The 15,756-nt window shown below is 41.7% G+C and carries 12 protein-coding genes and 1 rRNA gene; 2 read left to right on the top strand and 11 right to left on the bottom strand.

Features of this window, described 5'->3' with window-relative positions; translation table 11 throughout:
• Nucleotide 1 precedes the first annotated feature (1 nt).
• From cysG to cysJ, 4 genes are all read right to left on the bottom strand, one after another.
• Nucleotides 2–1,417, bottom strand: coding sequence for a siroheme synthase CysG (cysG, locus tag AC4IFT_RS00065; protein WP_490750308.1), 1,416 nt, complete (start codon nucleotides 1,415–1,417; stop codon nucleotides 2–4).
• Nucleotides 1,418–1,877: 460 nt separating this feature from the next.
• Complete coding sequence (locus AC4IFT_RS00060) at nucleotides 1,878–2,612, bottom strand: phosphoadenylyl-sulfate reductase (RefSeq protein ID WP_490750307.1); 735 nt, start codon at nucleotides 2,610–2,612, stop codon at nucleotides 1,878–1,880.
• Nucleotides 2,609–4,342, bottom strand: coding sequence for an assimilatory sulfite reductase (NADPH) hemoprotein subunit (cysI, locus tag AC4IFT_RS00055; protein ID WP_490750306.1), 1,734 nt, complete (start codon nucleotides 4,340–4,342; stop codon nucleotides 2,609–2,611). The genes AC4IFT_RS00060 and cysI overlap by 4 nt, the downstream gene beginning before the upstream one ends.
• Nucleotides 4,342–6,147, bottom strand: a complete 1,806-nt coding sequence (gene cysJ / locus AC4IFT_RS00050; RefSeq protein WP_490750305.1) for an NADPH-dependent assimilatory sulfite reductase flavoprotein subunit — start codon at nucleotides 6,145–6,147, stop codon at nucleotides 4,342–4,344. The genes cysI and cysJ overlap by 1 nt, the downstream gene beginning before the upstream one ends.
• Before the next feature lie 364 nt (nucleotides 6,148–6,511).
• Here cysJ and queD point away from each other — a divergent pair, with 364 nt between their 5' ends.
• Nucleotides 6,512–6,877, top strand: coding sequence for a 6-carboxytetrahydropterin synthase QueD (gene queD / locus AC4IFT_RS00045; protein WP_273840452.1), 366 nt, complete (start codon nucleotides 6,512–6,514; stop codon nucleotides 6,875–6,877).
• Between the two features lie 62 nt (nucleotides 6,878–6,939).
• On the opposite strand, the gene queE is transcribed toward queD, so the two are convergent.
• Nucleotides 6,940–7,611, bottom strand: a complete 672-nt coding sequence (gene queE, locus AC4IFT_RS00040; protein ID WP_490734411.1) for a 7-carboxy-7-deazaguanine synthase QueE — start codon at nucleotides 7,609–7,611, stop codon at nucleotides 6,940–6,942.
• A gap of 173 nt (nucleotides 7,612–7,784) precedes the next feature.
• Here queE and AC4IFT_RS00035 point away from each other — a divergent pair, with 173 nt between their 5' ends.
• Nucleotides 7,785–9,152, top strand: coding sequence for an amino acid permease (locus tag AC4IFT_RS00035; RefSeq protein WP_490750304.1), 1,368 nt, complete (start codon nucleotides 7,785–7,787; stop codon nucleotides 9,150–9,152).
• A 56-nt stretch (nucleotides 9,153–9,208) separates the two neighbouring features.
• Here AC4IFT_RS00035 and megL read toward each other — a convergent pair whose 3' ends face one another.
• The 6 genes from megL to rrf form a co-directional block, all read right to left on the bottom strand.
• Nucleotides 9,209–10,411, bottom strand: a complete 1,203-nt coding sequence (gene megL, locus AC4IFT_RS00030) for a methionine gamma-lyase (RefSeq protein WP_490750303.1) — start codon at nucleotides 10,409–10,411, stop codon at nucleotides 9,209–9,211.
• A 15-nt stretch (nucleotides 10,412–10,426) separates the two neighbouring features.
• Nucleotides 10,427–10,819, bottom strand: a complete 393-nt coding sequence (locus AC4IFT_RS00025; RefSeq protein WP_490734406.1) for a helical membrane plugin domain-containing protein — start codon at nucleotides 10,817–10,819, stop codon at nucleotides 10,427–10,429.
• 13 nt (nucleotides 10,820–10,832) lie between these two features.
• The gene (locus AC4IFT_RS00020; protein ID WP_490734404.1) at nucleotides 10,833–12,020 is read right to left on the bottom strand and encodes an NAD(P)/FAD-dependent oxidoreductase; all 1,188 of its coding nucleotides are present in this window, start codon (nucleotides 12,018–12,020) and stop codon (nucleotides 10,833–10,835) included.
• Nucleotides 12,021–12,242: 222 nt separating this feature from the next.
• The gene (locus AC4IFT_RS00015) at nucleotides 12,243–12,827 is read right to left on the bottom strand and encodes a DUF1287 domain-containing protein (protein ID WP_490750302.1); all 585 of its coding nucleotides are present in this window, start codon (nucleotides 12,825–12,827) and stop codon (nucleotides 12,243–12,245) included.
• 60 nt (nucleotides 12,828–12,887) lie between these two features.
• On the bottom strand, nucleotides 12,888–13,679 hold the full coding sequence (locus tag AC4IFT_RS00010) for an endonuclease/exonuclease/phosphatase family protein (protein ID WP_490734400.1): 792 nt from the start codon (nucleotides 13,677–13,679) through the stop codon (nucleotides 12,888–12,890).
• Between the two features lie 1,770 nt (nucleotides 13,680–15,449).
• Nucleotides 15,450–15,565 (bottom strand): 5S ribosomal RNA (gene rrf / locus AC4IFT_RS00005).
• Between the last annotated feature and the right edge of the window lie 191 nt (nucleotides 15,566–15,756).

Here is a 15,756-nt window from a genome sequence, read left to right as displayed (position 1 = left end):
ATTAAGCCAGTTCCAGCACAGCACTGCGCCAGCGGATATCTTCTTCTGTTTGCGAACCAAACCATGCGAGTTCGTTATGCAATGCAGTGACCTCGCCAATGACAATCAATGCAGGTGCGGGAGCTTGCTTGGCTAGAGCGTCGAGATCATGCAATTTGCCCGTTACCACTTTTTGGTCACGCCGTGTCCCACATCCCACAACGGCGACAGGGGTGTCACTCGCACGACCAAATTTAATCAATTGTTCACTGATATTGGCCGCCTTTACGGTACCCATGTAAATTGCTAGCGTTTGCTGACCACGCGCCAATGCCTGCCAATCCAGATCCGCACCATTTTCACGGCAATGCCCAGTAATAAATGTGATGCTCTGTGAATGCTCTCTATGAGTGAGCGGAATACCTGCATAGGCCGTCGCGCCGATTGCAGCGGTGACACCGGGTACCACTTGGAAGGGGATCCCCGCTTTTGCAGCAACTTGCAACTCTTCGCCGCCACGCCCAAAAATAAACGGATCGCCACCTTTTAGCCGCACAACTTTTTTACCTTGCTGAGCAAATTTCACGATCATTTCATTGGTTTCTTCTTGGGAAACGCTGTGATTCCCCGCCCGCTTACCTACGCAAATTTTGTCTGCATCACGGCGTACCAATTCGAGGATCTCCTCGCTCACCAAATGGTCGTATAAAACCACTTCCGCACTTTGCAGTACTCGTAGCCCTTTAAGTGTGAGCAGCCCTGCATCACCAGGACCTGCACCAACTAAAATCAATTCGCCGCGGTTATTTTTCTCATACAGTTGACGCTCAAGTTGTTGTTCTGCTTCGCTTAACTGCCCTTTTTCCACTAAAGAAGCAAAACGCCCACTGAAACTTTTTTCCCAAAAACGCTTTCTTTCTCGCATATTGCTTAGCGTCTCTTTGACTTTCCCACGCCAGCGCCCTGCAATCTCCGCCATTTTGCCTAACGACAATGGCAGCATGGTTTCCAGCTTTTCTCTGAGCAAGCGCGCCAACACTGGGGCCGTACCACCAGAGGATATCGCCACAATCACCGGTGAGCGGTCGATAATAGAAGGGACGATAAACGAGCACAGCGGCTGGTCATCAACCACGTTGACAAAAATTTTGCGCTCATTGGCATCGTAAAATACGGTTTCATTGAGGAGTGCGTCATCCGTTGCTGCAATCACTAAAAAAGCATCATCCAGCAACGAAGAACGGTACTCTTGTGCCAACCACTCAAAGTGACCTTGCTGGTGTTGCGTTTGTAATTGAGGACATAACGACGGGGAGATCACCACAAGCAGAGCCTGTGCCTTGATGAGTAATTCGGCCTTGCGCGCAGCCACTACGCCACCGCCAATTAGCACCACTTTGCGCGTACGTACATCGACAAATAACGGTAAATAATCCATCTTGCTCACCCATCGTTATACAAACAAATTATATGAAACATAAAATTGACTATATGGCGTAAAAGTTAAGGTTTGAAATGCTAAAAGAATATGACTTGTAACTGAAAGGAATAAGCCAAACTTTCACTAACAGGCAAGAAATCAGGTCAAAAAATGCAAAATGACCAAAACTTAACTTAAACTTTGTTTTTATTAATTATTTATAAAAAATAATAGATATCCATTTTTTAAATAAAAATATCCCTTTGTAATTAAACAAATATTTTATTAAATCTATAACTATCTAAATTTTAAACTCAAACTATGCTTTAAATCAGGACTACCCCATACTCTAAGCAATTCATGTTGTCGCTAGGCGGCAAGTCAATGAGTCGCTAGGAGCATACATAAGTATGTGACTAGCGAGAATGCACGCAGCCAACAACGCGACAGCTTGAATTATGACGAGGATGACGAGTAATTAGTTCTCATGAAGCCCACACTCCCGCTTCAGGCCAAAAAAACGCGTATCTTCCTCATTCATACCCGCTTCCCATTTGCGAGTTGTATGAGTATCCCCAACAGAGAGATAACCTTGCTCCCACAGCGGGTGGTATGGCAAGTTATGCTTTGTTAGGTATTCATAAACTTGTTTATTGTTCCAATCAATTACAGGTAGGATTTTAAAAATCCCTTTGCCGATGCCTAGCACTGATAAATTTGCACGGCTTGCGGATTGCTCTCGCCTTAACCCTGAAAACCAGCTCTGCGCTTGTAACTCATTTAAGGCTCTTTCCATGGGCTCAACTTTGTTCAATTTGTTATAACGTTCAATCCCATCAAGGCCTTGCGTCCAAAGCTGCCCGTAGATTGCTTCTTGCCAAGCAGCAGTTTGTTTAGCGCGATACACCTGCAAATTCAGGTGGAGTCTCTGTGTCAATTGCTCAATAAATTGATAGGTTTCAGGGAAAAGATACCCCGTGTCAGTCAATATCACTGGAATGTCAGGCAATACCTGCGTCACCATATGCAAGGTGAGCGCCGCTTGAATGCCAAAACTGGATGACAACACAAATTGCACCGGTAAGTGTTCTACCGCCCATTCAATACGCTGCTGCGCAGTCTTATTTTCCAGCAAGGCATTAAACTCAGATAAATACGTCGTTTGCTGCGCTTTATCTAACCCCTGTAACGCTGAAAGCTGAAGTCGGCTCATACCGCCTCCTTAACCTCATAGAAATCCACGGCAGAATTTAGTACCGGTTTCACCACCGCAGTGCGGATCAGGAAATCACCAAATCCCTCTTGTGCTAAGCGGTTTTTCGCCCAATCACCAATCAGCTCATCTAGGATAGATAAAATTTCTGCACTGCTAATATTTTCGCGATACATGCGAGGAATGCGGGTTCCAATGCGATTGCCGCCAAGGTGTAAGTTATACCTATCTAACGCTTTACCGACTAACCCAACTTCCGCTAGCATCGCCCTTCCACACCCATTAGGGCAACCTGTAATGCGTAGAACAATGTGCTCATCCGCTACATTGTGTGCCGCCATAATGTTTTCAACATGGGTCGTAAACTCAGGTAAAAAGCGTTCAGCTTCTGCCATCGCCAAAGGGCATGTCGGAAAAGAAACACAAGCCATGGAGTTTTCACGTTGCGGTGTAATCGCATCGCTCATTAACCCATGGGCTCTCGCAATGGCTTCTATGGTTGCTTTTTCACTTTCTGGCACCCCCGCCACAATAAGATTTTGGTTAGCCGTTAAGCGAAAATCCCCTTGGTGAATACGCGCAATTTCTGCAACGCCTGTTTTCAGCGGTTTATCTTCTAAGTCAATCAATCGGCCATTTTCAATAAATAACGTTAAGTGCCAACGATTGTCGATCCCTTTGAGCCAACCAATTTTGTCACCGCGCTCAGTAAATTCATAAGGACGGATCGGCTCAAAACTCACATCTGCGCGCTTTTCAACTTCTGCTTTAAATGTATCGACGCCAACACGTTCTAAGGTGTACTTAGTTTTGGCATTTTTGCGTTCAGTACGGTTACCCCAATCACGCTGTGTGGTAACAATCGCCTCAGCAACCGCCAGCGTTTTATCTAATGGAATAAAACCAAATTCACTGGCTAAGCGTGGAAATGTTGCGGTATCACCGTGAGTCATCGCTAAGCCGCCGCCCACTAACACATTGAAGCCAATCAGCTCACCATGTTCGGCAATCGCCACAAAATTCATGTCGTTGGCGTGTAAATCCACATCATTCAACGGTGGGATCACCACCGAGGTTTTAAATTTTCGGGGTAAGTAAGTTTGCCCTAAAATTGGCTCTTCATCCGTTGTCACCACTTTTTCTTTATCCAGCCAAATTTCAGCGTAAGCACTGGTGCGCGGTAATAAATGCTCAGAAATTTTCTTTGCCCACTCATAAGCTTGCTGATGTAGCTCTGATTGCACAGGGTTAGATGTACATAACACATTACGGTTAACATCGTTTGCTGTGGCGAGTGCATCCAATCCGACATGGCTTAACATCTGGTGGGCAGGTTTCACATCTCCTTTAAGGATGCCGTGAAACTGAAATGTTTGCCGATTAGTAATGCGTACGCTGCCATATAACGTGTGCTCTGAAGCGAACTTATCAATATCAAGCCATTGTTTTGGTGTGATAATTCCCCCCGGCAAGCGGCAGCGTAACATCATTGCGTGGCGAGGCTCTAATTTCTGCTCTGCACGCTCAGCGCGAATATCGCGGTCATCCTGTTGGTACATGCCATGGAAGCGGATCAATAAAAAATTGTCCCCATCAAAGCCACCCGTTAAACCATTTTTCAAGTCTTCCTTAATAGTTCCGCGCAAATAGTTACTGTCTTGCTTCATACGTTCGCTATCGGCCAATTTGCCTTCGACGATTAAGGGTTTTTGTTGCTGTTCATTGCTCATTAATAAACATCCCTCTGATAACGGCGCATTACGCGCAGCTCACTTAAAAATTCATCGGCGGCTTCAGCGTCCATGTTGCCGTACTGACCGATGATATCCAATAAAGCCTGTTCAACATCTTTCGCCATTCGGTTTGCATCGCCACAGACGTAAATATGCGCGCCTTCTTGCAGCCATTGCCACACCGCTTCCCCTTGCTCGCGCAACTTGTCCTGTACATAGACTTTTTGTTGTTGATCACGCGACCAAGCCAAAGAAATTTGCGTTAATAAGCCATCTTTCACATAACGCTGCCATTCCACTTGATATAGAAAATCATCAACAAAATGGGGGTTACCGAAAAATAACCAGTTTTTACCCGTTGCACCGTCGTTATCCCGCTGCTGTAAAAATGCACGGAATGGAGCGATACCTGTTCCAGGCCCAATCATAATGACAGGCGTTTCTGGGTTTGCAGGTAAACGGAAATTATCATTGTGTTCAATGAAAATACGTAGCTCATTACCTTCATTGAGTCTGTCAGCTAAAAAACCCGATGCGCCACCAGTACGCGGGCGACCATCAATGTCATAGCGCACCACACCCACCGTGGCGTGAACTTCATCTTCAGCCTCTGACTGAGACGATGAAATGGAATACAAACGAGGCGTTAATGGGCGCAGCAAATCAATAAACTCTTGTGCACTTGGCTGAGATGCTGCTTGGCGTACCATATCCACAATTGGCGTATTTTGTGCGTAATGCAAAATAGCGGGCTTATCACTGATCAGCGATAACAACGCATCATCTTTAGAAAGCTGAGCGTATTTTTCCACAATCACAGGGGTATTTTGTGTTAACTCTAATTGGTAAATCAGCGCATCACGCAAAGCGTGGCGTTGAGTCCCAATAAAGACGTCTTCATCACCCTTCAGCCACAGTAATGCCACCAGCTCATCCACTAAAGCAGGGTCATTATCGAACCACACGCCTAGCGCATCACCCGGTTGATAACGCAGCCCAGAATCCCCTAAATCAATTTCAATGTGCCGCACGTCTTTTTGTGAATCTCGGCTAGTGATTTTCTGGTTACTGAGCAGTGATGCCGTTAATGGCGCTGTTTTACTGTACGGTGATGTGTGAATTTCGTTCACGCTACCCGTTTGTGCGGACAACAGCTGGCTGTCACTTTGTGCTGGTACGCGCGCTTTCAAAACGCTCGTTAGGTTCTCAACCCATTCATCGGCAATGGATTGGTATTCCACATCCGCATCAATTCGCTTAAATAATGATTTCGCGCCCAATAAGGCAAGTTGTGAATCAAAGTCTTTCCCCGCTTGGCAAAATTTTTCATAGGAAGAATCGCCCAGCGCAAATACTGCATATTCTGTTTGTGATAAATCAGGGGCTTTTTTCGAGAACAGGTATTTGTAGAGCGCAACCGCCTCTTCCGCAGGTTCCCCTTCACCTTGGGTCGATGCCACGATAACCAACAGTTTTTCTTGGTTAATTTGCTTAAATTTATAGTCGCCTGCATTCACTAAATTGACATTAATTTTTTCGCCAACTAAACGCTCTCTAAGCTGTTCCGATAAACGGCGGGCATTCCCCGTTTGGGATGCAGAAATAATCGTCACGGTTTCTTCAGGTGCAACAGGGGCACTCACAGACACATCTGTGGTTGCTGTTTGGTTTACCATTCCCCACAAATATCCCGACAGCCACGCGAGCTGGTGAGATGAAAAGTCGTCGACTGCAGTTTGTAGACGCGTTAATTGCTCAGTTGATATTGGCAGCAATGCTAATGGCGGCTGTTTTTTTGTCATTATCCTGTAACCCCAATGTCGCTCATCTTTGAATTTTTCTCACAAGCGAGTGAAGTGGGCTAATTAGTGCAACCACTCACTCGGAAAAGATCGACAACCTATCGCTCAATCGTTCCCCTAAATAATTCAGGTAACAAAGCAAAAAATGCCGTGTTACCTCCAATATGCAGGGTATACGATTAGGTTATAACAACCGTCAATAACGGGATAAGAAACGATAGCCATAAATCATAACTAAAAAGCCTAAATGAATTACCCGATGGATCATATTGATAAAACAGGTTAACTATAATTTGGCAAATAACGACAATCTGTTCAAAAAATACAGTACAATACGCTGTTTATTAACATTAAGGAGCCACTAATGAGCACAACTATCTATAAAGATTTCACCTTTGAAGCTGCACACAAATTACCCCATGTTCCAGAGGGACATAAGTGTGGGCGCCTTCATGGGCATTCTTTCATGGTGCGTTTGGAAATTACTGGTGAAGTCGATGCGCACAGTGGCTGGATCATTGATTTTTCTGAGGTCAAAGGGATATTTAAACCGATTTGGGAACAGCTAGATCACCATTATCTGAATGATATTGAAGGCTTAGAGAACCCAACCAGTGAAGTTTTAGCGCAGTGGATTTGGCAACAAACTAAGCCGCGTTTACCATTACTCAGCGCTGTCACGGTGAAGGAAACCTGTACTGCAGGTTGTGTTTATCGCGGGGAAGCTTAAATAATATAATTATTTAGGTCTATTTTGCCCCAGCCATCTCATTTTTATGACTGGGGTATCAGTTATTGAATATTCAAATACTTATGAGTTTGAATTGATAAACGCCAATTGCGTTGAATACAAGTTTCAATACACAATTTTGTGGCGGCCACTTTTTGGCTGATCGGTTGCAACGCAACGATTGGTAGGTTGTCTGATGTACGCAAGGCTAAAATAGCATCGAGTGCCTCAATATCTTTTTCCCGGGCAACCGGATGTTTCACCTCATTTGCTCGGTTTACTGCCTGAGCCAAAACCTCAAGCCCGCCTTTCATGCCCACTTTTGGTGAAACTGTTACCCAGGTTTTTTCTGAGCAATGAATGGGATAAGTCCCGCTGGTTTCAATTTGGCATTGATAACCACTTTGTTCTAATGACGCCGTCAGTGGTGTTAAATCATAAATACAAGGTTCTCCCCCTGTAATGACAATATGTTTTGCGGTAAATCCCTTTGCTTTCATTAGTTGAATCAATGCATCGCTATCGGCCATTGCCCATGTATCTGAATCAAGCGTCTTTAATGCAATATCGCCTAAGGTGGTTTGTTTGTCTTGTTCTTTTTCCCACGTTTGTTTGGTATCGCACCAGCTACACCCTACTGGGCAGCCTTGTAAACGAATAAAAACTGCTGGAACACCTGTAAAAACCCCCTCTCCCTGCAATGTTTGGAAGATTTCATTAATTGGGTATTTCATATCACTCCTAAATTAGTTAACTAAGTGGACATTATATTGCAGATATCTATCTCACGAACAAGTGAGTTTGTGATAATGTAGCCACCTTGGGTTCAATAATGTACGTCCAACTTAATAAACAATACCGAAACTACATTCGGAACGATATCTCCTAAGAAAAGACAGGAAAAGACATGCAAAGTAGTCAAACAAACCAACTCAGAAAGGGACTGAGTGTCAGGCACATTCGCTTTATGGCTTTAGGGTCGGCGATTGGGACTGGTTTATTCTATGGTTCCGCATCCGCAATTCAAGCTGCGGGTCCCGCCGTTCTGCTGGCCTATATGGTTGGCGGTGCTGCCGTATTTATGGTCATGCGCGCTTTAGGCGAAATGGCCGTGCATCATCCTGTCCCTGGTTCTTTCTCTCACTACGCCAGCCATTATATGGGTCCCCTAGCAGGCTTTTTAACGGGTTGGAACTATGTCTTTGAAATGCTGGTTGTTTGCTTAGCAGATATCACCGCTTTTGGGATGTATATGGGCTTTTGGTTCCCAGACGTTGATCAATGGATATGGGTGTTAAGTATCGTGCTATTTATCGGCGCCCTGAATTTATGTCACGTCAAAATCTTCGGCGAAATGGAGTTTTGGCTATCCATCATTAAAGTGTCTGCCATTATTGCGATGATTATTGGCGGAACCTTCTTGATGTTTTACGGCTTTGGCCAAGAAACAGACCATGCAGTGGGTATCCAAAACTTATGGGAGCATGGCGGGTTTATGCCAAATGGTATTTCAGGGGTGATTGCCTCCCTTGCCATTGTTATGTTCGCATTCGGTGGGATTGAGGTCATTGGGATCACCGCCAGTGAAGCGCAAAACCCAGAAAAAACCATACCGAAAGCGATTAATGCGGTGCCTCTTCGCATCTTATTATTCTATGGACTAACATTATTTATCCTGATGTGTATCTATCCATGGAACCAAATTGGTCAAAATGGTAGCCCATTTGTGCAAATTTTCTCCAGTTTAAATATTTCATCTGCTGCAAATATCTTAAACGTTGTTGTCATCACCGCGGCAATTTCTGCAATTAACAGCGATATTTTTGGTGCTGGCCGCATGATGTACGGCATGGCACAAGACAAACAAGCGCCGCAAGTCTTTACCAAGCTAACGAAAAATGGTGTGCCATGGGTAACCGTTCTCGTGATGTCAGTGGTGATGTTACTTGGCGTTTATCTCAACTACCTATTACCTGAGAAAATTTTCGTTATCATTGCCTCAATTGCAACATTTGCAACGGTCTGGGTTTGGCTGATGATCTTACTCTCCCAAGTCGCGATGCGCCGCCAAATGAGCAAAGAAGACGTTAAAAAGCTGAAATTCCCTGTGCCATTTTGGCCTGTCGGGCCTGCAATCACTATCGCCTTTATGGTGTTCGTTATTGCATTACTGGGCTTCTTTAAAGATACACAAGTGGCACTGTTGGTTGGGTTTGCGTGGGTTGTGATACTCAGCGTAACATTTTTTATTATGCGTAAATTTCAAACCAAATAGTTTCTAGGTCAGATAGCCAAAAGCCCAATACCATTAATGATATTGGGCTTTTTTCATTATGCTAATGCCTGTTTAAGGTCTTCAATTAAATCTCTTGGGCTTTCTAACCCGATAGATAAGCGAATTAATCCATCACTAATACCGTATTGTTGGCGTTCTTCTGCCGTATACGTTGAGTGCGTCATACTCGCTGGATGCTGAGCCAAAGACTCACAATCCCCCAAGCTAACTGCTCGAGCAAACAAATTTAAACGGTTCAAAAATTGCTTACCGGCGTCTAACCCGCCCTTAAGCTCAAACGCTATCATTCCCCCCGATAATCTCATTTGCTTTTGAGCCAGTTCATATTGAGCAAAACTGGGCAATCCAGGATACATAACTTGAGCAACATGAGGATGTGATTCTAAGTATTCAGCCACTATTTGCGTACTTTCTACAATGCGTTCCATTCTGACAGGTAGCGTTTTCATTCCTCGTAATACAAGATTCGCATCATGAGGGGATAAGCAAGCCCCTGTCATATCTTTTAGACCTACCAGCCTGATTTGTTTCGCTAAAGCTTCTGTCGTGACCACAGCGCCTGCCATCACATCACCATGACCATTCATGTATTTGGTCAATGAATGAATAACAATATCAGCCCCTAACTCTAATGGTCTTTGTATATAGGGCGTGCAATAGGTATTATCCACTATCGTGAATATTTCCTGTTGATGAGTTTGTTGATATTGATGAACAATATCACTCACAGCCTTAATATCTACCAAACGCATATTTGGGTTCGCTGGTGATTCAAAAAATATAATGCGTGTTTTATCCGTTAACTCACGAGCGATATTCTCTGGTGAACTCATATCAATATGACGAACCTTTACACCAAAGCGGGCCAAGCCATGATGAAAGAAGGCATAAGTACAACCATAGACGGTCATATCGACCAATAACTCATCTCCTGGACTTAGTAATGTCCAAAGTGTTGATGTTATCGCTCCCATACCTGAAGAAAATACAATCCCAGCATCCCCGCCCTCTAAATCTGCAATGCGTTTTTCTAGTAAACTTAATGTTGGGTTATTGATACGGGTATAAATATACCCATCTGATTCACCACTAAAGCAAGCTGCACCTTCTTCTACGCTCTCAAATACATAAGTTGATGTCTGGTAAATAGGTGCAGTTAATGAGCCTAAATTTTTAGCAGGATCATAATAATTATGTATTATGCGAGTTTCAAAAGAATGCAATTTATCTAAAATCATACCACCTCCGAAATATTACCCCTCCTGGGCCTTATTCAATCGAGAACCAACAATTTGTAAAGTTCGTAAAACGGTACTTATTCCACGTAATGTATCGGGATCTTTTAATAAACTATAAACTGAACGAAAATTATGTGTTTTATCTGAATATTTGGCTTCCATCTTTGCCATATTGTAAGCTGTGCCTAGTTCCCATACAGGCGTTAATGTATCCTCAAAACTATTCGCTAATTTCTCTACTGTGCCTGTATCCATAATATCCACGAGGTCAGATACCAAAGATAATAAATCCACAATATTGTCAAAACGCTGTAAATATAATAATGGGGCTATTTTATCTGCTAAATGATTCGCAGGTTCGCTATTTAGCAATTCAAGAAGTTTTGCTTGTTGATCATTATTTGACATGATTATTCCCCTATTACACTAAACCACGAATAGCAGCCCAATATATTCCTCGATTAAAACCATTCCTTAATAGCCCACCCACTTTCGTTGCTGGTGTCGGAATCACATCGTGTTTATAGTCATACTGCAATGGCATTCCTGCATTAAGCCCCATCTGTGCAACAGCTTGGACACGTCCATCATAAATTGCTGAAGGGTATCCATAAGTGAGCTCCCCGCAAATGTTATCAGCAATTATTGCAGCCTGATTATGACAGCTTCCCCCCGCTTTACTTATTGGCAAATCAACAGTATCACCAATGACATAAACGCCTTCTGTACCATATACTTGCATCGTTTCATGATCGGTTGGCAACCAACCTTCACCATTTTTATGTTCACTTAAATTCGTATTGACTACAGCCTCGACGGCAGTAATTGGCGGTGTGCTAATTAAAATATCAAACGGTTGTTCATCGCCTTCTTTTGAATAAGCAATTTTTTTATCTGGGTCAACCTTATCTAAGGTAAAACCACGTTGCGCTTTGATATTTTTAATATTAAAAATTTCAGGTATCGCTTCACACACGGGTTGTTGCAAAAACAAACAATTTCTAAGTAACTGAGAAACTGTTGGATAGGTATAAACAATTTCAATATTGTCCCGAACCCGTCGTTTACGTAAGAATTCATCAAGCATCAACGTTGTTTCCATTGGTGCTATTCCACATTGATGAGGAACATTTGGCGTTTCAGGAAATGAAACAGTAATAAAAATACGCCCTTTTTCAATCTTAGCAATTTGATCCGCTAATTTTCTCGCGGCATCATAAGCATAAAAATGATTTCCTATTTCTTTCAAACCTTCAATTCTATCTGGTCTCGGTACACAACCTGTGGCGACAACTAAAAAATCATAGTTATATTTTTTTCCACTTCTAGAGTGTAGTTCTTTATTATTAAAATCAAATGATTCAATTTTATCAATCTCTAATTGTATTTCAGGTCGTAATAATGATCCTTGCTCTCTCATCAACTCCTCTTTAAAAAAGAGATTAAATGCAACATACATAAAGGCAGGTTTGTAATAATGTATCGGGTTATCAGTGATTAGCGTGATATTTATTTTTTTGGAGAAAATTTCTTTATTTAATTTTCGGGATAATATATTTGCTAACATTGTCCCCCCGGTGCCACCACCAACTATCACTATATTTATCATAAAATCTCCAAACTAAATAATTAAAATAGATAGCAAGATATTAATTAAATTTATAAATTAATATCTTATAAATATAGTTTGTTTTTAATAATTACCAATAGAATTAATTGAATATAACTTCATAAACAACAAGAAAAATTAATCACATCCAAGTATAAATACCCATGAATAAATTAAGGGTAAAAACTATCATCACAGTAACCATTTTTTCCAAAAAAAATATCAATAAGAATAATGGCCTATGATTTTCCATTTAAATAAAATATCTTCCGCAACTTGGCCATAACCAATGTTATGCATAATTAGGTAATTTTTTTTATCTGCCGCTTTTACTGAAGTCACAACACCAATGTGTGGTCTTCCATTGTCTAATCGCCATGTCACTATATCGCCAGGTACATAATCTTTTGTATCCTTAGTGATAGGTTTATTCGTCCCTTTACGTGAAAAAAACACTTCTAAATTAGGTACTCTACGATGATCAATATTGGTATCCGTTTTACGCAATCCCCAAATACGTTGGCTTGGATATTTACTGAAGTTAGCTTTCATATCTTCATGAACTAATTGTTGCAGATCGATACCTATTTTTCGGTAACTTCGTATCACAACATCAGAGCAGACACCATAATTCGTAGGAACATCTCCATTGGGATAGGCTATTTCCCGATATGCAGGATCATAAATAACTAAACGGGGTAGCTCCTCGGCATGCTTTGCTAAGGCTAAATTAGCACTAATTGCGACTTGAGGAAGGGATAATAATAAAACAACTAACAATGTCGTTTTCAAAGAAATATTCTCCATATAAAGATATGGATAAAATCTACAGTAAAAACCGCGAAAAATAAGGTATGAAAATCTTAATTATCTGGACACATCAAATCGAGTCATAATCGGGTTATGATCAGAGGCATCCGTGATTAACACTTTACTATCAATAGCTTTAAGCCCTCGATAAAAGATATAATCTAATGGTCTACCAAACGCTTTAGTCCGTAAATCCTCATCAAAAGTGATTTCTTTTAGTCCAACACTACGAATAAATCGTTTTAATGCATTCACTCGCTGTCGGCTCCATGCATTAAAATCCCCAGCAAGAATAACAGGCCCAACATGCTTACTAATATGAACACCAAGCTTATTCAATTGCCTTGTATAAACGTCAACGCCAAAGCTAAAGTTGATAGCATGGACATTTGCTACCATTAATTGCTTACCATTGGGCAAGGGATATACCGTAATCAATGCTGATTTAGCAAGTCGAAGCAAAGGCTCTTTTTCTCGTAACGGACAACAATAAATAGGGTGGGAGGTTGCGAGGGTCATGACTCCTGATGGGTGAGGAGAAAAAGGAAGAGCTGGAACTTGATCGGCAATAAGCTGCTGGGAAGCAGCAAAAGAAATCAATTCAGGAGACATCTGAGCTTCTTGCAATAAGATCAACTTACGATCTTTAACTAACTCGCTTAACGCTGCTTTCCAATTTGGCCGCTGTTGTTTATAAATGTTCCATATAACAACATCCAGCGTTTCACCAGCAGCAAACAAAGGTAAACCAATTGGGAGTGATTCCCCTAGCATATGAACAGGCATAGGCTGAATGCGTTTAGCGGGTTGGCCTGCTATATATCGAACAGAATAAGTTCTCTTCGCCAAATTCAACTTCCTACATTATTTACAATAAAATGATAAATTCTAGGCTTTATGACTTGTACTTGTGATTCAGTATACCAAATACACCATGTTATGGCTTATCAAATTTAGCAAATGGCTTCTTTCGCTCTGCCATATCATCTATCAGGCGACCATCATTATCGTTAGTCCCAGCCAGCCTAGACATCCTGTCTGATAGCTTTATCTTCACGCTCCAATCCATCTACATGATTCTTAATTAACAATCATCCTAGTTTGTATAAAAGGTCATTATGAGGCGCATAAGTGCAATAAAGCCGGAATTGATAGCAACAATGCAAGCAAAATTTCCTGCATGAAAGAGCGAAAAAAATATGGAGTCGTAAACAAATGAATTAAATACCTTAAAGCACTAATTAATCGTTAATGGTGAATTAGAGGAAAATGTATTACTGAAAGAGTTGTACTACCAATTTTATAAATAAATGAGATAAGGGCTGTGATAACACCCAAAAACGAGTTACTTAGTAAACTATTGATACATTAATCGCTTTTTGTATTCTTCACTTTCAACTTCAACCACAAGAAGTAACGAAAAGGCAAACCTAGCGAAGTACCACTCTTTGTTATCAAGTGCGTTTAAATTACAAAAATACTATAAATACACAAGTTAATTGCTGAGTGAATTATGGATTAACTTATCGCTTTTTAGTCTCATTCTCTTTCAACCATAAAAAGTAACAGGCAAAGTTAACCAAGCGAAGCACCACTATTCTTTATCAACCTCACTTACACGACTACAGTGCCATAAACAGCTAAGTTAGTTGCTGAGTGGATTATTGATTAACAATAACAAGAAGTGGCATAAAGACAGAGTCCACCCACTAATCTTTACCAACTTCACTTACATGACTACAGTGCCATAAACAGCTAAGTTAGTTGCCAAGCGTATTATTGATTAACAATGATAAAAAGATCCCTAGATAAATAAGTTAATTGCTAAGTGGACTACTAATTGCCTTATCATTAACTGGCGATGGGCTTTATCGCTTCATCTTCAGGCCTTACCTACGCTAAAAAGACAGCACCAACAATAAGAATACCCGCTAATCTTTACCAGCCTCACTTACGCAACTACAGTGCCATAAACAGATAAGTTAGTTGCTGAGTGAATTATGGATTAACTTATGGCTTTTGAGCCGCTTCCTCTTTCAAACATAAAAAGTAGTGGGCAAAATTAACCAAGTGAAGCACCACTATTCATTCTCAAGTACGTTTAAATTACAAAAGTGCCATAAACAGATAAGTTAGTTGCTAAGTGGATTATTGATGAGCAATAAAAGGTGTCGCATAAATACTGGGGTGATTTCGGATGAGAAAAGGAACTACAATAAGGGCTAATATGATGAAAATTGGCGTAACATACCCGTGAGTTATTGAGTGCAGTATTGATTAGCAATAGCATTAATGCAAAGAACAGTTGCTAGCTGAATGACTCATCACGAAAAGTCACTAGTGGAGTCAACAAAGAAATACCCACTCGCCATCATCCTGTTCACCTAATGGCTTAATTGCTGAGCTGACTACTGATTGCCTTATCACCTTTAATGATAAGTGGATCATTGATTAACTTATGGCATTTGAGCCGCTTCCTCTTTCAACTATAAAAAGTAACGGGCAGAGTAAACAAAGCGAAGCACACCACGTGGCTCACGCCACCGTAAATTGCGCCATTTCCCGTTTCCCCCAAACGCAAAAAAGCCACCCATTGGGTGGCTTTCTCACTAATTTAATGTCTGGCAGTTCCCTACTCTCACATGGGGAGACCCCACACTACCATCGGCGCTACGGCGTTTCACTGCTGAGTTCGGCATGGGGTCAGGTGGGACCACCGCGCTATTGCCGCCAGACAAATTCGGTTCGTTCCCGTTTAATTCACTTTTGTGCACTAAACCAGAACTTCAATCTTAAACAAGCTGTGTGTCCTTCACCTTTCGGCTTCTGACTCTTCATTGAATCAACTCATCTCTCTAAAACACCTTCGGTGTTGTCAGGTTAAGCCTCACGGTTCATTAGTATTGGTTAGCTCAACGTATCGCTA

Source organism: Providencia sp. UF-183 (assembly GCF_058246155.1).
This window is presented reverse-complemented; position numbering and strand designations above follow the sequence as displayed.